A 21,990-nucleotide genomic window follows, 5' to 3' on the forward strand; every position below is an offset into this window, starting at 1 on the left:
CAAAGGTATTAATATGGATTCTTGATGATTTTACTTCAGAAATTATTTCAAAAAAAACTCTTTAACTTTGATAAAAGCGTTATATCCAGCATTTTTTTTTGCGCCGAATATAGCAAGGCATCATGAATCCATATTTCCAGATAAAATCACTTAAAGAACAGCAAATAGTGAAGCAATTCTTTCACTCTGAAACTTAGATTACTTCAATTGGGAAAACACAATAAAAACTATTGCGATCAAGGCCAATAAAAGACCTGTTATGTTTAGCTTGGTTACTTTTTCCTTGAAAATAAATATCCCTACAAGACTGCCAATCACTATAACTCCCATATTCATCCCAGCAAAAACAGTTGAAGGATTTTCGGCAAATGCCTGATGAGCCTTTAGATAAAACAGAATATTTCCAAAATTGAAAATACCAACTAAACCTCCGAAAATAATGCTTTTGAAATCCATTTTAGTTTTTTTGAAAAGCAATTGACACCCGTTAAAAACTATCATTATTACAAGCGAAATCGAAAAAAGAACAAATAGCGAAGTCGTAAAAGGCACTGTAGAAGTTAGGGCAATTTGCTTAAAAAGTAAATCTATTACTCCAAAACCAAGCAATACAAGTGCGGGATAAAACCATTTATTTTCTTTGTTTTCTGTTGGTTTGTTCAGAATAAGCAATAAAGCTGGAAACCCAAACAAAAGAGCCATTAATTTAAGTGCACTGAATTGTTCTCCAAAAAACAACCAAGCCCCCAAAATGGAAATAATCAACGATAATCTTTGAGCGGCATCCGTTTTTACAATACCCATATATTTTATGGAAGCTGCCAGAAAAAGAAATACAACAGGCAATAAAACACCTAATGAAATGAAGATTCCCCAAGGTGAAGAAGCATCCAAAACAGCTAAATCTGGGCTAAAAAACAAATAACACAATACTAAGGCAAAAACATAATTGAAAGCTACAATTTGTGTAGCAGATACTTGATAATAGCGAGCTATTTTAAAAATAACACCCACAATAACACTACAAATTACAGACAGAATAAGAAATAACATAGTTCTAAATTTAGTTCCGCAAAAATACTATTTAATGATAGAATCCCCATTAATTTCTGCTCCCAACAATTACAAATTAGATTTATTGCAATTATTTTTAATCAACTTTATACTATTTTTAATATTTTTTTAGTTCTATAAAACTAAATTGCACTAAAATAAATTAAAATGGAGAACATAAAAATACTTTGGGTTGATGACGAAATCGATTTGCTCAAACCACATATATTATTTCTGGAGAAAAAAAATTATAGCGTTACCACTTGTAATAATGGACGCGATGCTATCGATATTTTTGACGAAAACAATTTTGACATTGTTTTTCTTGACGAAAATATGCCTGGAATGAGTGGCTTGGAAACATTATCGGAGATGAAAGAGAAAAAATCTTCGATTCCGATGATTATGATTACCAAGAGCGAAGAAGAATACATAATGGAAGAAGCGATTGGTTCCAAAATCGCTGATTATTTGATAAAACCTGTGAATCCAAATCAGATTTTATTGAGTTTGAAGAAAAATTTAGACCACTCTAGACTGATTTCACAAAAAACGACTTTGGATTACCAAAAAGAATTCCGCAAAATCACTATGGAAATGGCGATGGTTAATTCCTATGAAGATTGGGTTGAATTGTATAAAAAACTTATTTTTTGGGAACTTGAATTAGAAAACATTGACGATCAAGGAATGATCGAAATTTTAGAATCTCAAAAAGTGGAAGCCAATTCTCAATTTGGTAAATTCATAGAACGCAATTATGAAGATTGGTTTGCACCAAAAGCGGATAAACCGATTCAATCCCATAATTTATTCAAAGAATTGGTCGTTCCGGAAATTCTGAAAAAAGACAAACCGGTACTTTTCGTTGTAATTGACAATTTGCGCTACGATCAGTGGAAAGCTTTTGAAAGCGTCGTAGGCAATTACTACAAACTGGAAAAAGAAGTTCCTTATTTCTCTATACTTCCTACGGCTACACAATACGCAAGAAATGCCATTTTTTCTGGATTAACGCCACTTGAAATGGAAAAACAATTTCCGCAGTATTGGAAAAACGACCCAGAAGAAGGTGGTAAAAACTTATATGAAGCCGAGTTTTTAACAGCGCAGATTAAACGTTTAAGACTTGACTTAAAAGAAGATTATTTTAAAATCACCAATTTGGCTGGAGGAAAAAAACTAGCTGAGAGCTTTAGATCGTTAAAAGACAACGATCTTGTTACTGTGGTATATAATTTCGTCGATATGCTTTCACATGCTAAAACCGAAATGGATGTGGTGAAAGAACTTGCCTCTGATGATAAAGCGTATCGTTCCTTAACTTTAAGTTGGTTTAAAAACTCACCTTTATTAGAAATCATTCAGCAAGCGCAAAAATTAGGTTTCAAATTAATCCTGACTACCGATCACGGAACGATTAATGTGAAAAACCCATCGAAAGTAGTTGGCGACAAAAACACCAGCTTGAATTTACGTTACAAAACAGGACGTAGTCTAACTTACGAACAAAAAGATGTCTATGCTGTAAAAGAGCCAAAACTTATTGGATTACCTGCCATAAATATGAGTAGTTCGTATATTTTCGCCAAAAACGATTTATTTTTGGCTTATGTAAACAACTATAATCATTATGTGAGCTATTACAAAAACACCTATCAACATGGTGGAATTTCATTGGAAGAAATGATTATTCCATTTCTTGTTTTTAATCCAAAGTAAAAAAGTGGTCAGTGTTCAGTTTTTAGTTGGCAGTTATTATGCTGATGAATAAATTTAAAACTTAGATTATTAAAAACTGAACATTGATCCAAAATGCATAACAATATTTTAAAAATGACAATTACATTTTCTATAGACCAACTTGCCGAAGTTGCGCAAAAAATTTTAGATCAAAACCCAAACAAAGTAATCCTTTTCAATGGAGAAATGGGGGTTGGAAAAACAACATTAATCAAACAGCTTTGCAAAACATTGGGCGTAAATGATGCTACAAGCAGTCCGACTTTTTCATTAGTGAATGAATACCAAACTGACACAAATAAAACCGTTTATCATTTTGATTTTTACAGATTAAATAAAGAAACCGAAGCTTTGGATATGGGCGTAGACGATTATTTGTATTCTGGAAATTGGTGTTTCATCGAATGGTCTGAAAAAATTGAAAACTTGATTCCAGATCATCATACTGTAATTACAATCGAATTGCTACCAAGTGGAGAGCGCTTATTAGAACTAAACTAACTTCTCTACCCTAATCAGAATAATTTGATACAATCCAAGTTAGTAAGTCGTAAAACACAATACTTTGAATCTTTTTTGTAAATTGTACCACTAATTACACGAAATCAATGTCTCTAAGTCCATTCACAAAAGAACAATTACTGCCTCAAGAAGAAAAACTAGAAATAGCTAGACATAAAAGCCAACTTTTTATAGGGATTCCAAAAGAGAATAGTTATCAAGAAAGACGCATTTGTTTAACTCCAGACGCAGTAAATTCGCTTACCTATCAAGGTCATCGCGTAATGATTGAAGCAGGTGCAGGGATGAGTTCTAGTTACAGTGATAAGGAATACAGTGATGCTGGTGCCGAAATCAGTCAAGACACCAAAAAAGTTTTCGGTTGTCCTATGATTTTGAAAGTAGAACCACCAACAATTGCCGAAATTGAAATGATGAATTCAAAAACAATTGTTTTATCGGCAATTCAATTAAAAACAAGAAAAAAAGCCTATTTCGAAGCTTTATCCAAAAAAAAAATAACTGCACTTGCTTTTGAATATTTAAAAGATGAAGACGGATCTTACCCTGCCGTACGTTCATTGAGCGAAATCGCAGGAACCGCTTCTATATTAATTGCTGCCGAATTGATGATTACTAATGAGTTTGGAAAAGGACTCTTATTTGGTAATATCACTGGAGTTGCCCCTACTGAAGTAGTCATTCTAGGAGCAGGAACAGCTGGTGAATTTGCTGCTAAGACTGCTATTGGACTTGGTGCTAGTGTCAAAGTTTTTGATAATTCAATAACAAAACTCCGCAGATTGCAAAACAACCTAAGCCAACGTATTTTTACTTCAACTATACAACAAAAATCATTACTTAAAGCACTAAGGCGTTGCGATGTTGCTATTGGTGCCATGAGAGGAAAAGAACGATGTCCTGTAGTAGTTAGCGAAACTATGGTTGAACACATGAAAAAAGGAGCTGTAATTGTTGATATCAGTATTGATACTGGAGGTTGTTTTGAAACATCCGAAGTGACTACTCACGAAAAACCCACTTTTATTAAAAGCAACGTTTTACATTATTGTGTTCCTAATATTCCTTCCCGATATTCCAAAACAGCTTCTCTTTCTATAAGCAATATTATTACTCCTTATTTATTGCAAATTGCCGAAGATGGCGGTATCGAAAGTGCGATACGCTGTAATTCAGGTTTAAAAAATGGTGTTTATCTATATCACGGCATTCTTACCAATAAGGCCATTGGCGACTGGTTTGATTTACCAGATAACGACATTAATTTAATTGTTTTTTAACTAAACTTTCCCATACCTTTGCGCAAAAATTAAAATATGAACTTTATACAGCGTTTTGCCTACTATTTAATAGGTTTAATAATGGGAGGATTTATTGTAGCTGCTATTTTTAGTGGAAAAGATACCCGTTGTAATTATTTTCCAAATGCTAGAGTCTTGAATGATTTAAGCACTAAACCTTTTTTTTATTCTGATAAGGCTTCCCTTATTTTATCACAAAAATGGATTGATACTACCGATATTAAGGCCACTTTAAAACTAGGAGATGTAGATTTTGATAATAGCAATGTTCCTTTGAAAAAAGGAAAATTATATGTTATTGAAGGCAAAACTAAAAAGAATCAGCAAATCATAATCAAAGTGATTAACTACGATAACAAAGCTGTTTTAGAAGACATCATCAAAAAATAATTTATTAAAACTCTTCCACACAAAGAGTTTTTTTATTTCTTTTTTTTTAATAAGCTCAAAGCAAAAAACCATAACTCAAACAATGAATTATGGTTTTTTTTATAATATCGCTATTTAGCGATTAGACTCAAATTTATCTTTGTGCCAAATAAGCCAAAACATTTTTCTCGATTCTTTCATTAATATTCGAAATGTCAGCTTTCACAAACTTTTCTCCTAAAATGTTTTCGTATAATTCTATATATCTATCAGAAACAGTTTCAATGTATTCATCAGTCATGTCAGGAATTTGTTGTCCTTCAAGACCTTGAAATCCATTTTGAATTAACCAACGTCTTACAAATTCTTTCGACAATTGTTTTTGCTCCTCCCCTTTATCTTGTCTTTCCTGATATCCTTCAGAATAGAAATAACGAGAAGAATCTGGCGTGTGAATTTCGTCAATCAATACGATAACACCGTCTTTGGTTTTTCCAAATTCGTATTTTGTATCCACCAAAATCAAACCACGACTTGCAGCGATTTCAGTTCCTCTTTGAAATAAAGCACGAGTATATTTTTCTAAAACTAGATAATCTTCTTCAGTAACAATTCCTTTCGCAAGAATATCTTCTCTAGAAATATCGGCATCATGTTCTCCGTTATCCGCTTTAGTGGTTGGTGTAATAATTGGCTTTGGAAATTTGTCATTTTCTTTCAAACCTTCAGCCATTGTTACGCCACAAATTTGCCTTTTCCCAAGAGCATATTCACGTGCTGCATGACCAGAAACATAACCACGAATAACCATTTCAACCTTGAAAGGCTCACATAAATGCCCAACAGCAACACTTGGATCTGGAGTAGCAATTAACCAGTTTGGTACAATATCTTGAGTCAGTTCCATGAATTTTGTAGCAATTTGATTCAAAATTTGTCCTTTGTATGGAATTCCTTTTGGCAAAACTACATCAAATGCAGATAGTCTATCAGTAGCTATCATTACAAGTAAATCGTCATTAATATTGTAAACTTCCCTTACTTTTCCGCGATACACTGATTTTTGATTCGGAAAATTAAAATTGGTTGTGGTAATTGTATTGCTCATTAGTAGTGTGTTGTTGTTATTTTTATGGATGCAAATTTAAAACTAATTAATAGAGAACGCAAGGAAAACCAAAAGTTCTATTTACAAGCCAGAAGTCCTTTTCCTGAGGCTTTAATAGAAGCTTTAAGTGTAGTTAAGGTAGTGTCTTTAAGGATTTTTACCTTTTGAATCGGAACAACATATATTTCGCTTCCATCAGAGTTGGGTATGTTTACTACAGCATTTCCTTCATTATCCTGCTCTATCAAAAATCCAGGTTGCCAATAATCTCCAAACTGTATTAAAGCAGGTACATCATTTTCTACTTTTGGCTCATCAACCAACTGCTTTTTGGCCATTTCTTTATGCTTTTCATAACCCGGAATTACTTCTTTTAGTTTGGCATCAATTGAATCGCTCATCCTTTTAAAAAAAGCCATTCGCACCAAATACCCACATAAATACACGAATAGAATCAAAATCAGCGCTCCAAAAAAGTTGGCTGCATTCGGTCCCAATATTTTATCAAACCCAATCATTTTTGCAATTCCGCCACCAAACTTAGCGAAGTAACCAAAAACTTTTTTGACCAAGATCAATAAAATCAAAACAGGCAATAAAAATAAAATCCCTGAAATACAATTTTGCTTAACTCTTTCAAAATAACTGTTCATAATGATTTATATTTAAGATGAAACACTCAATCCTTCTAAAATTGCAGCTAAATATTTGGCTACGCCATCCTCATTATTAGTTGAAATCACTTCTAAATGAGGCAATTTGTTTTTTAAATTTTCTGGTGCGTTACCCATTATTAGTCCGATTCCAGTGGCACCCAACATTTTTTCATCATTAAAACCATCACCAAAAGAGATAGCTTCTTCAAATGTAAAACCTTCTTTTTCAAGAATCTTGCCTATCGCAACACTTTTATCCACTGATTTATCCATAAATTCTAAGCAAATCGGTAAACTAAAAGCATGACTAAAAACATCTAAATGATTTTCAAGAATTTTTTCTTTTAAATCAACTAATTTTTGATGATCGTCATGAGTAAAAAATATCTTTATGGCATTAAAATCATCAAGCTCTGAAAAATCAACCACTTGAGGAGGATATGCCAAATCTTTTTGAAAAGCATTTAGCTTATTATTCGTTTTTGAAGTTTGCCAAACAGTCTCCCTAAATAAAACAGTTGTAATCTCTGGATCAATATCCAATGATAAAACAGATTTAACCGAATCTCCATCCATATTAAAAGAATACAGTAATTCCTTTTGTGGTGAATGGATTCTTGCACCATTTGACGTTACTAAATAAACAGGAAAGTCCAAGCTATTTATGATTGCCATAGCATCCATGTGATGGCGACCTGTAGCAACAATAATCAAATAATTTTGTTTGTGTAATTCTTGAAAAACAGATTTGGTATACGCTGATATTGTGTGATCTGAGTTGAGTAATGTTCCGTCTAAATCGCTTATTACTACTTTAATTTTTTGTTTCGACATTTTTTAATTTCAATTTCATTTTAATCATTGCAAATTTATTGTTTTTCAATAACATACCAAAAAAGTTAGTTTTATATAAAATGCATTTAACTTAATTATATAGATCTATTAACTTTAATTAGCAAAACAAACAAGAACTCCCATTTATTTATACAAAAAGGAGAAACTCTACGACGAGCTTCTCCTTTTAATTTTAATTATCTTTTTTATTATAACTTTAATAGTCATTATTTTCTATTTGTTTGTAAGCATCAATTACTTTTTTCACCAATCGGTGGCGCACGATGTCTTTATCGTCTAAATAAATAATACCAATTCCATCTACATCTTTTAAAACCAATAAAGCTTCTTTAAGACCTGATATAGTTCTTCGAGGCAAATCTACTTGGCCTGGATCTCCAGTAATCATAAACTTAGCACTTTTACCCATACGCGTCAAAAACATTTTCATTTGCGAATGCGTTGTGTTTTGAGCTTCATCCAAAATCACAAAGGCATGATCTAAAGTTCTTCCACGCATGAAAGCCAAAGGAGCAATTTGAATAATTCCCTTCAAAATATAATCTTCTAGCTTTTCGTTTGGTAACATATCACGCAATGCATCATAAAGAGGTTGCATATATGGATCTAGTTTTTCTTTCATGTCTCCTGGAAGAAAACCAAGATTTTCACCTGCTTCTACAGCTGGTCTAGTAAGTATTATACGCTTGACTTGCTTTTCCTTCAATGCTTTTACAGCCATAGCAACACCTGTATAGGTTTTTCCTGTACCAGCAGGGCCAACAGCAAATACCATATCATTTTTTTCCATAGTATCAACCAGCAATTGCTGATTAGGAGTCATGGCTTTAATAATTTTTCCGCCTACTCCGTGCACTAAGATTTTGTCGTGACCAAATACTCTTGTTTCCTCTTTGGAGTCACTTGAAATCACTCGTTCGATTACATTATCATCTATAGTATTATATCTGGTAAAATGCAACATCAAACGCTGGAACCGCATTTCAAATTCATCTAAAACATCTTTGTCACCAAATGCTTTAAGAGTGGTACCTCTTGCTACAATTTTTAGTTTTGGATAAAGTTTTTTAATTGACTCTAAGTGAGAGTCCTGTGTCCCCCAGAAATCTTTGGGAGCAATGTCGATGAGTTCAATGATTCGTTCGTTCAAAATAAGAAGTTTTTAAGTTAATTAATTGAGTTTAAATCAATTCAATCTTTGCGCTGTAATATTGCATTACAGTTTTTAATTTCTAAATCAGTAGGCAAATAACACTAAAAACATCTCTTCTAGAATTTAGGGAATTCTAGTTCTAATTACACGTTAGCTTTTAATTTTTTTAACATTTTTTCATTCATTAAATCAGAAGGCTTAATCGATAAGATTTCGCAAAGATTATTGTTAAGCAACAAATTAATCTTTGTTTCATTCACTATTTCCTTTTTTTCACTTTTAACGATGATTAAATCATCTGAAACATTTGATTCAGTTGCTTTTTTTTTTGAAAAATAACTCTGACCAAATGAATTTATACTCGTAAATAAAAGAAATAAAATAAAAATAAACTTAGACATACATTTTGTTTTAAATCAAATAAAATTCTGTTTCAATAAAGTATAAAATACTTTAGCTTTGCATTTCTCAAATTTAAGAAAAAATAAGTTTCGGTCGCTTCAAAACTCAATAGTTATAAACAATCTTATGTCAATAATTACCCTTACTACCGATTACGGCTTAAAAGACCACTTTGTCGGCGCTTTGAAAGGGAAAATATTATCTGAGTATTCTGACGCTTCTATTATTGACATTTCGCATTACATCGATCCATTCAATACAGCCGAAGCTAGTTACATCATTTCGGCTTCTTATAATAGTTTTCCGAAAGGCACTGTTCATATAATTGGTGTCGATTTAGAATCCAATAAAGAAAACCAACATATTGTAATGCAATGGAACGATCATTTCTTTATCGCTTCTGATAATGGTATATTAAGTATGCTTTCGCAAAAGATAATTCCTCAAAAAATTGTCGCCATAACCATCCATGACCGCTTGCATAATGAAGCAACCGATCTGGATGTTTTTGTAAAAGTAGCATGCCATGTTGCCAAAGGCGGAGCATTAAGTGTTATTGGAAAAGAAATCAGCAACTTAAAACAAGTAACTGATTTACAAGTAATTTTATCCGAAGACGGAAGTGAATTGAAAGGAAATGTGATTTATATTGACCATTTTGGTAATGTTGTAACTAATATTTCAAAAAAACAGTTTTTGGAATGTGTAAAAGGAAGAAGTTATAAAATTGTTTTTAAAGCACAAACTATAAAAACCATTTTACCCTATTATTCGGCTATAGCCAGTTCCGATAAATATCCAATAAAATATTATGAAGGAGAGAAACTAGCTATTTTTAATGAGGCTGGTTTTCTAGAAATAGCCGTTTTTAGAAGTAATCCTTTAACAGTAGGTTCTGCAAGTTCGTTATTAGGTCTTAATTATAGAGATGTGGTTTCGATACAATTTAAGAGTTAAAAATTTAAGATTGTTGATTGCTTCGCCTGTTCGCCATTCAGGCTCGGGTAACAATTTTTGATTTCAGATTTTAGAAAAAAGAACAAAGAGAAAAGAAAATAGAGTTTTTGAAATTGATATTGCCATTGAAATTGTTATTTATTTTTCATTAAATAGAATGTAATCATGTTTGTAAGAATAGTAAAACTGAGTTTTCATGAGGAACATATTCCTGCTTTTTTGGAAAACTTTGAACTTATGAAAGATAAAATACGAAACGCTCCAGGAAATCGTTTTTTAGAATTGTATCAAGATAAAAACAATAAAAGTATTTTCTTTACTTATAGCTATTGGGAATCAGAAGCTGATTTGGAAAATTATCGCAATTCAGAGCTTTTTTATAACGTTTGGGAATACACTAAAAAATTATTCAATGCAAAACCTGAGGCTTGGAGCGTCGATAAATTAGTAAGTTTGCAGTAAGCAGATTTTAGATTGCAGTTTTCAAACTGCAAATTTCAGATTAATAAACTTAGTATATTTGCGCCTTTGTAGCAAATAAACAAATCAACGATTAAACAAAAAAATAAATGAAGTCAATTGTATTTCGCGAAATAAAATCCTTTTTTGGCTCACCAATTGGATATTTAGTAATTGCCCTTTTCTTAATTGGAAATGGCTTATTCCTTTGGGTTTTTGAAGGTGAATATAATGTATTGAATACTGGTTTTGCGGATTTAACACCATTTTTCACTTTGGCTCCATGGATTTTAATATTCCTGATTCCTGCAGTAACAATGCGTAGCTTCTCGGATGAGAAAAAACAAGGCACGCTCGAATTATTACTCACAAAACCCATCAGTCTTTGGGAAATTGTAAATGGGAAATTTTTAGGCGCTTTTCTATTAATAGTAATGGCCATCATCCCCACTTTTATTTATGTTGCTGTAATTTGGAATCTTGGTAATCCCGAAGGAAATATAGATATGGGAAGTACACTTGGATCTTATTTTGGTTTATTATTTTTAATCGCAGCTTATTCTGCAATTGGAATTTTTACTTCTTCGATTTCTGAGAATCAGATTGTTTCATTTATTATCGCTGTATTTTTGTGCTTCATTTTCTATTTTGGTTTTCAGGGATTAGCTTCTATTTTGCCAAGTTTCTCTTCTTTTATTGAATATTTTGGAATGCAGGATCATTATAAAAGTATGAGCAGAGGCGTTATTGATACTCGAGATGTCATCTATTTTGTGAGCATTGCTGTTTTGTTCCTTTCTTTCACCGTTTATAATTTAAAATCTATCAAGTCGTAATGAAAGCATTCAATATAAAAAACGCCAAATCGTTATTGATTACTGTTGCGATCGTATTCTTTTTAAACATCATTAGTAATTTCATTTTTCACCGATTTGATTTAACGCAAGATCATCGGTATACGCTTTCGCCTACGACTTTAAAAATCATCAAAGAGGTAAAAGCACCTTTATCAATAAAAGTCTATTTACAAGGAGAATTACCCGCTGAATTCAAGCGATTACAGCAAGAATCCAAACAGTTATTAGAAGAATTTCAAGCCTATAATTCTAATATTATCATCGAATTTGTTGATCCGCTGGAGAACAAAGACGAAAGCATGGAAAATATCAAAGAATTATATCGAAAAGGGCTTACTCCTATCAATATTACGGTTGACGATAAAGGAAAACAATCTCAATCAATGGTTTTTCCTTGGGCAATTGCAGTTTACAATAACAAAGAAGTCAATATCCCATTGTTGAAAAATATTATGGGAACTAATACGACTCAAAAAGTAATTGGTTCAGTTCAGCATCTTGAATATTCGATATCTGATGGAATTAATAAAATTTCTAAAGGCAAACAAAAGAAAGTTGCTATCATAAAAGGAAATGGAGAACTAGAAGAAAGACATATTGCTAAATTCCTGATGCAAGTTCGCGAAAGCTACTTCATTGGTCCATTTACTTTAGATTCAGTTGCTAAAAATCCAACGGGGACATTAAAATCATTACAGAATTATGACTTGGCCGTTATTGCCAAACCAACCGAAGCTTTTACTGACGAAGAAAAACTGGTTCTGGATCAATTCATCATTAATGGTGGAAAAACACTATGGTTAGTAGAACAAGTTAATGCCGAAATGGATAGTCTTTACAATCCATCTGGCGCTACTTTAGCATTTCCAAAAGATTTAAATCTGAATGATTTATTCTTTAAATATGGAGTTCGTATCAATCCGGACTTAGTTAAAGATGAACAAGGAAGTCCTATAAAACTAGCCAGTGGAGAACAAGGAAGCGGGACAACCTATCAGGATTTTAACTGGAAATTTGCCCCACAAGTGTATCCAATCAGTAAACATCCTATCGTGAAAAATTTAGGCGGAATCAAATTTGATTTTGCCAATGCAATCGATACTTTGAAAAATGGAATTAAAAAAACAGTTCTGTTACAATCTTCTCCTTATTCTAAAAAAATAGGAACTCCCGCGCAAATCAGTTTGAATATGGTTTCGGAACAAACCTCCCCTGCTGAGTACTTGAATAAAGGAAATATTCCGTTAGCAGTTTTATTAGAAGGATCTTTTCATTCAATGTTTGAAAATCGTGTATTACCATTTGACGATAAATCCTTTTTAAACAAAGGAAAAGAAAGTAAAATGATTGTAATTTCGGATGGAGATCTTATAAAAAACCAATTGGATAAAGCGGGACAACCAGTAGAATTAGGTTACGACCAACGATCTGGCAATTTATATGACAATAAAGATTTTATGATGAATTGTGTCAATTACTTGTTGGATGACACTGGACTTATTAACATTAGAAGCAAAGATCTCGATTTGCCTTTGTTGGATAAAGAAAAAGTATATGAAAACTATACTTTCACACAGTTCCTAACTCTCGGGCTTCCAATCTTAATTTTAGTTTTATTTGGCTTTGGATTTACATTGTTAAGAAAAAGAAAATACAGCAAATAGATGTTAATAAAAAATTTGCGATACTAGAATAGTTTACAATATATTTGTAAAAGTGTATGACAAATTTTATTTTAAAAAAGTACACCATTAAAAACAAAACAATACAGATGAAATTTATAGTATCGAGTTCGTACTTATTAAAGCAATTACAAGTTTTAGGTAGTGTTATCAATAGCAACAATACCTTGCCTATCTTAGACAACTTTTTATTTGAATTAAATAATAACGAATTAACTGTTTCGGCATCCGATTTAGAGACTACTATGTCTGCTACATTGGCCATCGACTCTACAAGCAAAGGAAGTGTTGCTGTTCCTGCTAAACTATTATTGGAGATCCTTAAGACTTTTCCAGAACAACCGCTAACTTTCACAGTTGAAGAAAACAGTACTATCGAAATTAGTTCTAATTCAGGTAAATATGCATTAGCATATGCTCCAGGAGAAGAATTTCCAAAATCAGTAAGCTTAGACGAACCATCTGTAACATTAGTTCCTGCAGATGTTTTGGCAACAGCAATTAGCAAAACTATTTTTGCAGCTGGAAACGATGATTTACGTCCAGTAATGTCTGGAGTTTTCTTCCAGTTTTCACCAGAAGGTTTGATTTTTGTAGCAACAGATGCTCACAAATTGGTAAAATATGCTCGCTCGGATGTAAAAGCATCACAAGTAGCAGAATTTATTATGCCTAAGAAACCTTTGACCATTTTAAAAAGTATCCTAGGCTCATCAGATGCTGAAGTTAAAATAGAATACAACGATTCGAATGCTACTTTCTCTTTTGATAACTACATTTTATTATGTCGTTTGATTGATGGGAAATACCCAAATTACGAAGCGGTTATTCCAAAAGAAAATCCAAACAAATTAATGATGGATCGTTCTCAATTTTTGAGTTCAGTACGTCGTGTTGCTATTTTCTCAAACAAAACAACACACCAAATTCGTTTGAAAGTAGCTGGTGCTGAATTGAATATTTCTGCTGAAGATATTGACTATTCTAACAAAGCGGAAGAAAGATTGACTTGTGATTATCAAGGAGATGATATGCAAATTGGATTCAACTCTCGTTTCTTGACTGAAATGCTGAACAATCTTCAATCAGATATGATAATGCTTGAAATGTCATTACCAAACAGAGCTGGAATTCTAACTCCAATTGATGGACTAGAAGAAGGTGAAACAGTAACAATGCTTGTAATGCCAGTAATGCTAAACAACTAGTTGTATTAAAACACGAAACTAACCAAAACCATTTTATATTTGAAAAAACCAAAACTCCCTAACCAAGGTTTTGGTTTTTTTTTGCTTTAAGCGCAAAGTTCCCAAGATATTTCACAATGGAAGGCAAAGCATATAAACTACCCTTGATTATAATCAAAAACTCCATCCCATAAGGTGTCAATTTGAATAAGTGATTCTTCTAAAGGAAGTACGTCCCACTTCCCATTTGTTTCTACACCCAGCCCAATATTTTTTAATTTAGATAAGGCATCTTTTACATCAAAATCTAGATTTGTATTTAATTCTGATGAAAACCAAGACTCAATTTGATCATCTAGCTCTTCCGCAGATAACGGATTTTTACTTCTACTTAAAAAAGCATATACCAAAATAGTTTCTTTAAGCACTTCTTCTTCCGAAGAATTTAATAATGAATAAAATGCACCGCTGTTATTCCCTAAATTTTTAAAATAAAGACTATCGGACAGCATTTTTGAGTATCTAATTTTCTTATTGACATAGTTATTGTACTGACGAAATAAATAGGCAGAAAGTATGCCCAACGCAATCAAACCTTGATTTAATGAGGTTTTACTATTCAAAAAATCAATAGCTTCACCCGATTGATAAGCGCCATACATGCCTATCAAAGCAGGAATTACTTTGGCACTTAATAACGAAACTCCTCCAAAAATAGCAGGCACCCATAAAAGCAACTTATCTGTAGTTGACATCATCGGGATTGCATTTGGAAATATCGTTTCTAAGTCATTTTTAGGAACACGTTTAAATATTTTCAAAGCTATTGAACCAGGCTCAATAGGCATTTTTCTTAATTTAACTTTTTTCTCTTTCAGATAATCCGCATCGTTATAATTAAGATAAATCATAACACGGTCGTAGTATTCAATCTCTATTTCTTTCTTCCAAAAGAAGTATTTTGTTATCTTTTCCTTTGCCTTATGTTCCCCACGAACATACATTTCATAATCTTTGAAAGCATTAAAATCTATCGCTAAATCCAAACCAATTAAGTCCGAATTCTTGAATGCAATATCTAAAGTTTCCTGATGGACACGAGTATAATTACTGTGATTAAGAACTTTTAAAAGTGTTTCCTTAAATGCTAAAAAATCACTTTTGCCAATAAACCCTTCTTTTTCTTGCTGACTTAAATCTGGGTCGAATAAGGCATAATTTTGTTTTAGACTCTGATTAAGATTAAAGGCTTCGTAATGATAATAATGTTCAATAATATCGAAAAGCTTTTTAAAATTTTCAATCTTTTTGGGATTATCTGAGAAAGTTGCTAGTTGTTGCTCGAGTAAGAATTCCTTATTAAACGGAATATAATGGTCTCGTGTCATATTAAATTTAAGTTTTTTCTAATATATTGATATACGATATAGCTAGACAAATTAAATCACAGTCTGAAAACTGCCTACTAAAATCTGCTAACTGCTAACTTCCCTCTTAAATCACACCCATTTTTTTCATTAGGAAAGTGGCACTTTTGTTTTTACAAATTCCGTCACGGAGTGTGTAATCAAAATGCAATTCGTCGTTACTAATTTCTACTTCAAAACATTTATTGGTTAGGATATTTGGATATTCATTAGTCGTCAAACAAACTTCAATATCGTGAGTTGCAATTGCACCAATAGCTTTTTGGGCAATCACTTTTTTGACCACTTCAATGGTTCCGTTTCGCTTATCATCTGAATTTGTACCTCTTAAAATTTCATCCAAGAGAACAAAAGCAGGATTCGCTTCTAATTCGTCCATAATTTGCTTTAGACGCTTGATTTCGGCAAAGAAATACGATTCGCTATCTGATAAGGAATCTGAAAGACGCATCGAAACCAAAACTGGCAATGGATGCACATTAGCACAACTTGCACAAACAGGAGATCCCATTCCAGCAAGCACCATATTTATTCCTAAACTACGCAAAAATGTACTTTTACCTGACATATTGGAACCTGTCAAAATCATAAAAGATTGTGGCTGAAACTGTACCTCATTCCCTACTCTAGTTACTGGATTTAATAAAGGATGACTTAGATTAGAAAAAGCAATTTCATAATTAGAATTCAATTCAGGATACACAAAATCGGGATTATTATAAGCGAAATTTGCCAAACTATTGAGCATTTCAAATTCACCAATTACTTCCAGCCATTCTTCTAAAACTTCAGCATGTTCTTTTTTCCAGGCAATCATCGATTTTAAAACGTGAAGATTAAAAAGAAATGTTCCGTTAAATAATAAAGCAGTCACAAAATTCCCAATAGTTTCCATATTAGAAAACAACTCCGCTAATTTTTGAAGATGTGCGCTAGCCTTTTGGTTTTTAAAGTTTAATTTTTGTTGTAAATCTTTCAGTTTCTCCGACTTAAAATTTTCGTTTTCAATTTTTTGAACCAATAAACTGTATTGACTAATTATTGTATTGATGTTTTCGGATTGTGCAATTTCCATTTGAATACGCTTTGTGAAATTACCCAAAACACCCAAATTAATTACAAACATAAAAGAAGAATACGTCAGGAAAACCATGTTTGAAGTCAACAAATACCCTATAATACAACTTACAAAAAGCGCCGGAAATAAATACGAAATTACCACAGCTACTTTAGATAAAGGCTTACTATTATACACTCTCCATTGCAACAATGTTTTATAAAAAGTTTCATTGTCCTGACCTACTTTGGCGAAAGCCAAAAATTCCTGACGCCAATTTAATTTTTTACTTAATTCTTCTACAGCTTTGTGATTTCTTAGTATTTCATCATTTGGCAAAAGTGTTAATAATTGCTTTGCTAAGGTCTTTTTACCGATAAAAGTGGCGGTTCTATTTAGATTTTGGAATAAAGAATGTTCTCCAAAAATATCTAAATCATAAGCATATGGATGATGAAAATCATTGAATTCGGCACCATTTTCAAATGGGATTGATTTTCGTTCTAAATACGTAGTTTCATTTTTATTGATAGCTACAAGAGCCGTTTTTATCTTTTTCTGGAAGGATAACTTAGAATGAATTCGCATCAAAATAAGAAAACCAGCAAACAATATAATTGCCATTATGACAAATATTGATTCGCTGGTTTTTATGTAATAAAATAGACTTCCTAAAAAAAGTAAAATACTAATAAATCTAAAAAAACTAATAGTATTGTATTTCGTATTGATTGCTTTTAACTCCTGTGAATAGCTTTGGCTATTGCTTTTATATATTTCCATTTTTTTATTTAATGATAAACAAATATAAGGAATATCGTATTCAATTTCAATGGCAATTTCAATGGCAATTTCAATAAAAAAATCTAAAATCTAAAATCTAAAATCTAAAATCTAAAATCTACATTCTACAATCTATTCCTCCTCGTGCATTGCTAAAATTGGTACAGTTGAAATGTTAGAAAACTTCTGTGTCAGACTTGGATTAAACAGCTCTGAAAAGAAATTTCTTTTATGTGTAATCATCGCCAAAATATCAATATTTTTATGAGAGATAAAATCCAAAATATTCTCCTTGACCAGATCACTTTGGACAACTGAAAATTCAATTGGTTCGTTCAAAAATTCTTTTTCCCATTGATTGATAGCCTCTTGGTCTATATCCGATTTACTGGTTTTAACATATAAACATTTGACAGCAGCATTTGATTTTTTAGCAATTTTCAACACTTGTCGCAATGATTTTTTATCTTTTTCTCTGAAACGTGTGGTAAAGCCAATGTTTTTAACTTTAGTAAATTCAGCTTCAACAGGGACACTCAGTACAGGAACATTAACCGCCGAAACTACAGCTCCCGTATTAGAACCTATAAAAAAAGCTTCCCATCCTGTGGCCCCAGAAGTTCCCATAATGACAAAATCAATATTTTCTTCTTCGATCGTCCTTTTAATATTGTATATCAAATCTCCTTCGACGAGTTTATGACTTAGCTTAATATTTTCTAAATGTTGCTTTTCGGCCAATTCCCGAAGCTTTGGAATTTGTCCTTTAAACATATCAAATTGGGTCAATTGCATCGAATCATAAATAGAAAAGTAACTATCTGGAGTAAATTGATTTTCGATAACAGGTAATTCAAAAGTATGTAATAAAAGAATTTCTCCTTTTATAATTTTTGCAAATTCTAAAGCGTGAACAAAAGCATTATTTGCGACATCAGAAAAATCGGTTGGAAATAAAATCTTTTTCATCTTATTTTTAATTTAGGTTTGTTTCTCAAATTTAACCAATTAAAAAAACAACAATAGTATAATTACCAGTAATTTAACAGTTATTTTTTTCTTAAAATAAGATTATTATGTCCTTTAATAAAAAGAATTTTTTATCAATACTCATTAAAATTCACCCTATAAAACTTAAAAAATCTATTGAAATTACGTTGAAATAAAGCCAAAACCTATATGCTCTTAAATGATTTCAAAAAATGGCACACAGATTATACAGATTAAGCGGATTTTACACAGGTTTATTAAAAAATCCATTCTAATCTGTTTTATTCTTGCAATCCATAGCTAATTCAATTGCTTGCCAAAATAACAAAACAATGTTTGTTTTTTAAATGCGAATGCCCTACGTTCGTTACTTAGTTGCTAATTTTATATCTTTGCGCTATGATAAATCAAGATTCTATTGTGGCATTGGCCACACCATCGGGAGCTGGTGCAATTGCCATAATTCGGATTTCCGGAGAAAATGCTATTACTATTGCAAATTCAGTTTTTAAATCTATCAAAAACAAGGATTTAACCACACAAAAAACGCATACTCTGCATTTGGGACATATTGTAGATGGAGAAAAAACATTAGACCAAGTTTTAGTTTCTATTTTTAAAAACCCAAATTCCTATACTGGTGAAAATACTGTCGAGATTTCTTGTCATGGCTCGACTTATATTCAGCAACAAATTATTCAATTATTACTGCGAAAAGGCTGTCGAATGGCTGATCCAGGAGAATTTACCCTAAGAGCTTTTTTGAATGGCAAACTCGATCTTTCGCAAGCCGAAGCTGTAGCTGATTTGATTTCATCAGATAATGAAGCTTCTCATCAAATTGCGATGCAACAAATGCGCGGAGGTTTCTCTAATGAAATTGCTAAACTGCGTGAAGAATTATTGAATTTTGCTTCCTTAATTGAACTCGAATTAGACTTCGCCGAAGAAGATGTAGAATTTGCAGATAGAACTCAGTTTTATGAGTTATTGAACCGAATTGAGTTTGTATTAAAACGTTTAATCGATTCGTTTGCTATTGGAAATGTCATTAAGAACGGGATTCCTGTTGCCATTGTTGGTGAACCAAACGTTGGTAAATCTACTTTATTGAATGCTTTGTTAAACGAAGAACGCGCCATTGTTTCGGAAATTGCAGGTACTACCCGCGATACAATTGAAGATGAATTAGTGATTGGTGGAATTGGATTCCGATTTATTGACACTGCCGGAATTCGCGAAACTAAGGATTATGTTGAGAGTATTGGAATTAAAAAAACGTTCGAAAAAATAGAACAGGCACAAGTGGTTTTATATTTGGTTGATGGTTGCCAGTTATCCGTTGATGGAAAATTAGATGATTTGCTAGTGGAAATCGGAAAAACCAGAAACCAATTTCCTCAAAAACCAATCTTATTTATTATCAATAAAAAAGATTTGATTTCGCCAGCAAACCTATCGGCTATTAACGAAAAACTAACGACCAATAACCAACAACTAACAACCATTTACATTTCTGCTAAAGAAAAAATTGGTGTAGATGAATTAAAGAATGAATTGCTTTCTTTTGTTAATACTGGAGCTTTACGTAATAATGAGACAATTGTAACTAATACAAGACATTATGACTCCTTATTAAAAGCATTGGATGAAATCACAAAAGTGAAATTTGGTTTAGAAACTAATCTTTCAAGTGATCTAATTGCGTTAGATATTCGCGAAGCTTTATATCAATTTGGACTGATTACTGGTCAGGTTTCTAATGATGAATTGTTAGGTAATATTTTTGCCAATTTTTGCATCGGGAAATAAAATTGTAAAAAATCCCAAAAGGCTTAAACTTTTTTTACTATTCTCATTCAGGAATTTACATAAAAACTGGACAGTAATTTCCTGGTTTTGACAATTGCAATACTATCACACAAATTCAATAGAAACACAATGACCTGTCTTTTAATTACTGTATATTCTTTATAATCACGAATGACTATAAATGATAAAATAGCCATCCTAATAGCCTAATTGCTACATATCCACCCATTCCTAAAATAATTCCAAAATAAGCAGCATTAAGTAATCCTCTTTTTTTATTGGATCTAACAAAAGCTTCAGAATATTTTTCTAATTTAAAATCAACATAATTTTTAACATGTTGCTGAATCCTATTATTTTTTATGTACAACAATAAGGTAATACTAAAAGTACATACTATTATCATAATATGCCCCATCACTACTTTAAACAAAGCCAAAGTTAAAATCAAGACAACAAGAGATATTATTAAAATAGCAAATGAAAATAAATACGAAGTACGTGAGTATGCTATTTTTTTAGCTTCCTCAATTTCATATTTATTTTTAAAATGATAATTTATAAATGTTGTATCAAAAGTACTAACAATAGCCATTTTTAATAGATTTAATTCCATTATTTACTAATATTTTATTTTAAATTACCACAATCTGGAGATCAATTTAGTTTCTTTAACAGTTTCAAAATATTAAATGCATATTTTACTCAAAACATTTTTTGTCTTATTACAAATAAGAAAAGATTAAAAATGGGTGACAAAAACTCAGATTTAAATAACATTTAAAATAAATAAAACATAATTATACAATAACAAAAAAGTAATGAGTATAGTTATAAGAACTATAGAGATACTATAATCATCAAATAGTTGTGGTGAAGAAATAAAACTGGATTATAACCTTGAAATAGTTTTCGAAAAGAAAGTTTATAAAACAAAAAAAAACACTTGCAAAACCCTCTCTGCAAAGTGTTCCACGAAAAGCAAAGCGTTCTTAAATGCACCTGTGCTATGCGAAGTCTCCCGACTTCGTACCCGCTCCGATTGTCCAAGCAGTAGATCATGCAAAATACTTGAAGTGCTTATTGGAGTAAGTGTGATAACATATAGCAACGAGTGAGGTCGGAGATTTCAGTATTCTTAAAATACTTGTTCCCCGCTCTGCAAAGTGTTCCGTAAAAAACATAGGGTTCTTGAATGCACCTGTGCTGTGCGAAGTCTCCCGACTTCGTATCCGCTTCAATTGTCCAAGCAGTCGATCACGCAAAATACTAAAAGTGCATATTGGAGTAAGTGTGATAAGGCAGAAACGGCATATAGCAACGAGTACGATGTCGGAATACTTCGGTATTCTTAAAATAACGATTACTTGTTTCTATTAAAGAGGACTTAGGGGAGCGGGTTAAATATTATTTTCTCCGCCAGTAGAAATACAAATTGAACTTAAACCCTTTAAATCATATGATTTAAAGGGTTTTTTCTTTTCTCATACTATCAAATTCTTTTGTCTTAGTCTTTATTAATTTTAATAACAACTGAAGATTACCGTGATGAAGACAAAAAAATCATTAATAAAATTGATCAACTAATCAAACTCTTAGTAATAATTTACCTATTCA

General features: G+C 31.9%; 20 protein-coding genes. 10 read left to right on the top strand and 10 right to left on the bottom strand.

Annotated elements, in window-relative coordinates; genetic code table 11:
• Positions 1–198: 198 nt before the first annotated feature.
• Positions 199–1,053, bottom strand: a complete 855-nt coding sequence (locus tag ACUN3A_RS00180) for an EamA family transporter (RefSeq protein ID WP_445549325.1) — start codon at positions 1,051–1,053, stop codon at positions 199–201.
• Positions 1,054–1,221: 168 nt separating this feature from the next.
• On the opposite strand from ACUN3A_RS00180, the gene porX reads away from it, so the two are divergent.
• The 4 genes from porX (at position 1,222) to ACUN3A_RS00200 (ending at position 5,009) form a co-directional block, all read left to right on the top strand.
• Entirely contained in the window at positions 1,222–2,775 is a 1,554-nt protein-coding gene (porX, locus tag ACUN3A_RS00185) for a T9SS response regulator signal transducer PorX (RefSeq protein ID WP_445549326.1), read from the top strand.
• Positions 2,776–2,889: 114 nt separating this feature from the next.
• Entirely contained in the window at positions 2,890–3,297 is a 408-nt protein-coding gene (gene tsaE, locus ACUN3A_RS00190) for a tRNA (adenosine(37)-N6)-threonylcarbamoyltransferase complex ATPase subunit type 1 TsaE (RefSeq protein ID WP_445549327.1), read from the top strand.
• A gap of 107 nt (positions 3,298–3,404) precedes the next feature.
• The gene (locus ACUN3A_RS00195) at positions 3,405–4,598 is read left to right on the top strand and encodes an alanine dehydrogenase (protein ID WP_445549328.1); all 1,194 of its coding nucleotides are present in this window, start codon (positions 3,405–3,407) and stop codon (positions 4,596–4,598) included.
• 36 nt (positions 4,599–4,634) lie between these two features.
• Positions 4,635–5,009, top strand: coding sequence for a DUF4258 domain-containing protein (locus ACUN3A_RS00200; RefSeq protein WP_445549329.1), 375 nt, complete (start codon positions 4,635–4,637; stop codon positions 5,007–5,009).
• A 133-nt stretch (positions 5,010–5,142) separates the two neighbouring features.
• Here ACUN3A_RS00200 and ACUN3A_RS00205 read toward each other — a convergent pair whose 3' ends face one another.
• From ACUN3A_RS00205 to ACUN3A_RS00225, 5 genes are all read right to left on the bottom strand, one after another.
• Positions 5,143–6,096, bottom strand: a complete 954-nt coding sequence (locus ACUN3A_RS00205; protein WP_445549330.1) for a phosphoribosylaminoimidazolesuccinocarboxamide synthase — start codon at positions 6,094–6,096, stop codon at positions 5,143–5,145.
• Positions 6,097–6,173: 77 nt separating this feature from the next.
• Positions 6,174–6,749, bottom strand: coding sequence for a hypothetical protein (locus tag ACUN3A_RS00210; RefSeq protein ID WP_445549331.1), 576 nt, complete (start codon positions 6,747–6,749; stop codon positions 6,174–6,176).
• 12 nt (positions 6,750–6,761) lie between these two features.
• Positions 6,762–7,586: a Cof-type HAD-IIB family hydrolase gene (locus tag ACUN3A_RS00215; RefSeq protein WP_445549332.1), complete on the bottom strand. Its 825-nt coding sequence runs from the start codon at positions 7,584–7,586 to the stop codon at positions 6,762–6,764.
• A gap of 217 nt (positions 7,587–7,803) precedes the next feature.
• Entirely contained in the window at positions 7,804–8,757 is a 954-nt protein-coding gene (locus ACUN3A_RS00220; RefSeq protein ID WP_445549333.1) for a PhoH family protein, read from the bottom strand.
• Between the two features lie 146 nt (positions 8,758–8,903).
• Complete coding sequence (locus tag ACUN3A_RS00225; protein ID WP_445549334.1) at positions 8,904–9,161, bottom strand: hypothetical protein; 258 nt, start codon at positions 9,159–9,161, stop codon at positions 8,904–8,906.
• A gap of 127 nt (positions 9,162–9,288) precedes the next feature.
• Between ACUN3A_RS00225 and ACUN3A_RS00230 the strand changes: the two genes are divergently transcribed.
• From ACUN3A_RS00230 to dnaN, 5 genes are all read left to right on the top strand, one after another.
• Positions 9,289–10,119, top strand: coding sequence for an SAM hydrolase/SAM-dependent halogenase family protein (locus tag ACUN3A_RS00230; RefSeq protein WP_445549335.1), 831 nt, complete (start codon positions 9,289–9,291; stop codon positions 10,117–10,119).
• 165 nt (positions 10,120–10,284) lie between these two features.
• Positions 10,285–10,581 (top strand): putative quinol monooxygenase, encoded by a 297-nt coding sequence (locus ACUN3A_RS00235; protein WP_445549336.1) that lies wholly within the window; start codon positions 10,285–10,287, stop codon positions 10,579–10,581.
• Between the two features lie 107 nt (positions 10,582–10,688).
• Complete coding sequence (gene gldF, locus ACUN3A_RS00240; protein ID WP_445549337.1) at positions 10,689–11,414, top strand: gliding motility-associated ABC transporter permease subunit GldF; 726 nt, start codon at positions 10,689–10,691, stop codon at positions 11,412–11,414.
• Entirely contained in the window at positions 11,414–13,099 is a 1,686-nt protein-coding gene (gldG, locus tag ACUN3A_RS00245) for a gliding motility-associated ABC transporter substrate-binding protein GldG (protein ID WP_445549338.1), read from the top strand. The genes gldF and gldG overlap by 1 nt, the downstream gene beginning before the upstream one ends.
• A 107-nt stretch (positions 13,100–13,206) precedes the next feature.
• On the top strand, positions 13,207–14,325 hold the full coding sequence (gene dnaN / locus ACUN3A_RS00250; protein ID WP_445549339.1) for a DNA polymerase III subunit beta: 1,119 nt from the start codon (positions 13,207–13,209) through the stop codon (positions 14,323–14,325).
• A gap of 137 nt (positions 14,326–14,462) precedes the next feature.
• On the opposite strand, the gene ACUN3A_RS00255 is transcribed toward dnaN, so the two are convergent.
• The 3 genes from ACUN3A_RS00255 to ACUN3A_RS00265 form a co-directional block, all read right to left on the bottom strand.
• Positions 14,463–15,692, bottom strand: a complete 1,230-nt coding sequence (locus ACUN3A_RS00255) for a TMEM143 family protein (protein WP_445549340.1) — start codon at positions 15,690–15,692, stop codon at positions 14,463–14,465.
• Between the two features lie 106 nt (positions 15,693–15,798).
• On the bottom strand, positions 15,799–17,571 hold the full coding sequence (locus tag ACUN3A_RS00260; RefSeq protein WP_445549341.1) for a MutS-related protein: 1,773 nt from the start codon (positions 17,569–17,571) through the stop codon (positions 15,799–15,801).
• 132 nt (positions 17,572–17,703) lie between these two features.
• A complete protein-coding gene (locus ACUN3A_RS00265; RefSeq protein WP_445549342.1) occupies positions 17,704–18,540 on the bottom strand; it encodes a universal stress protein in 837 nt (278 codons plus the stop codon).
• A 420-nt stretch (positions 18,541–18,960) separates the two neighbouring features.
• Here ACUN3A_RS00265 and mnmE point away from each other — a divergent pair, with 420 nt between their 5' ends.
• The gene (gene mnmE / locus ACUN3A_RS00270) at positions 18,961–20,373 is read left to right on the top strand and encodes a tRNA uridine-5-carboxymethylaminomethyl(34) synthesis GTPase MnmE (protein ID WP_445549343.1); all 1,413 of its coding nucleotides are present in this window, start codon (positions 18,961–18,963) and stop codon (positions 20,371–20,373) included.
• Positions 20,374–20,548: 175 nt separating this feature from the next.
• On the opposite strand, the gene ACUN3A_RS00275 is transcribed toward mnmE, so the two are convergent.
• Positions 20,549–20,989 (bottom strand): hypothetical protein, encoded by a 441-nt coding sequence (locus tag ACUN3A_RS00275; protein WP_445549344.1) that lies wholly within the window; start codon positions 20,987–20,989, stop codon positions 20,549–20,551.
• Positions 20,990–21,990: the final 1,001 nt, after the last annotated feature.

Source organism: Flavobacterium sp. WC2509 (genome assembly GCF_052683105.1).

Coding starts and splice junctions, on each gene's coding strand:
- ACUN3A_RS00180 (WP_445549325.1), bottom strand. CDS start 1,053: ATGTTATTTCTTATTCTGTCTGTAATTTGTAGTGTTATTGTGGGTGTT.
- porX (WP_445549326.1), top strand. CDS start 1,222: ATGGAGAACATAAAAATACTTTGGGTTGATGACGAAATCGATTTGCTC.
- tsaE (WP_445549327.1), top strand. CDS start 2,890: ATGACAATTACATTTTCTATAGACCAACTTGCCGAAGTTGCGCAAAAA.
- ACUN3A_RS00195 (WP_445549328.1), top strand. CDS start 3,405: ATGTCTCTAAGTCCATTCACAAAAGAACAATTACTGCCTCAAGAAGAA.
- ACUN3A_RS00200 (WP_445549329.1), top strand. CDS start 4,635: ATGAACTTTATACAGCGTTTTGCCTACTATTTAATAGGTTTAATAATG.
- ACUN3A_RS00205 (WP_445549330.1), bottom strand. CDS start 6,096: ATGAGCAATACAATTACCACAACCAATTTTAATTTTCCGAATCAAAAA.
- ACUN3A_RS00210 (WP_445549331.1), bottom strand. CDS start 6,749: ATGAACAGTTATTTTGAAAGAGTTAAGCAAAATTGTATTTCAGGGATT.
- ACUN3A_RS00215 (WP_445549332.1), bottom strand. CDS start 7,586: ATGTCGAAACAAAAAATTAAAGTAGTAATAAGCGATTTAGACGGAACA.
- ACUN3A_RS00225 (WP_445549334.1), bottom strand. CDS start 9,161: ATGTCTAAGTTTATTTTTATTTTATTTCTTTTATTTACGAGTATAAAT.
- ACUN3A_RS00230 (WP_445549335.1), top strand. CDS start 9,289: ATGTCAATAATTACCCTTACTACCGATTACGGCTTAAAAGACCACTTT.
- ACUN3A_RS00235 (WP_445549336.1), top strand. CDS start 10,285: ATGTTTGTAAGAATAGTAAAACTGAGTTTTCATGAGGAACATATTCCT.
- gldF (WP_445549337.1), top strand. CDS start 10,689: ATGAAGTCAATTGTATTTCGCGAAATAAAATCCTTTTTTGGCTCACCA.
- gldG (WP_445549338.1), top strand. CDS start 11,414: ATGAAAGCATTCAATATAAAAAACGCCAAATCGTTATTGATTACTGTT.
- dnaN (WP_445549339.1), top strand. CDS start 13,207: ATGAAATTTATAGTATCGAGTTCGTACTTATTAAAGCAATTACAAGTT.
- ACUN3A_RS00255 (WP_445549340.1), bottom strand. CDS start 15,692: ATGACACGAGACCATTATATTCCGTTTAATAAGGAATTCTTACTCGAG.
- ACUN3A_RS00260 (WP_445549341.1), bottom strand. CDS start 17,571: ATGGAAATATATAAAAGCAATAGCCAAAGCTATTCACAGGAGTTAAAA.
- ACUN3A_RS00265 (WP_445549342.1), bottom strand. CDS start 18,540: ATGAAAAAGATTTTATTTCCAACCGATTTTTCTGATGTCGCAAATAAT.
- mnmE (WP_445549343.1), top strand. CDS start 18,961: ATGATAAATCAAGATTCTATTGTGGCATTGGCCACACCATCGGGAGCT.
- ACUN3A_RS00275 (WP_445549344.1), bottom strand. CDS start 20,989: ATGGAATTAAATCTATTAAAAATGGCTATTGTTAGTACTTTTGATACA.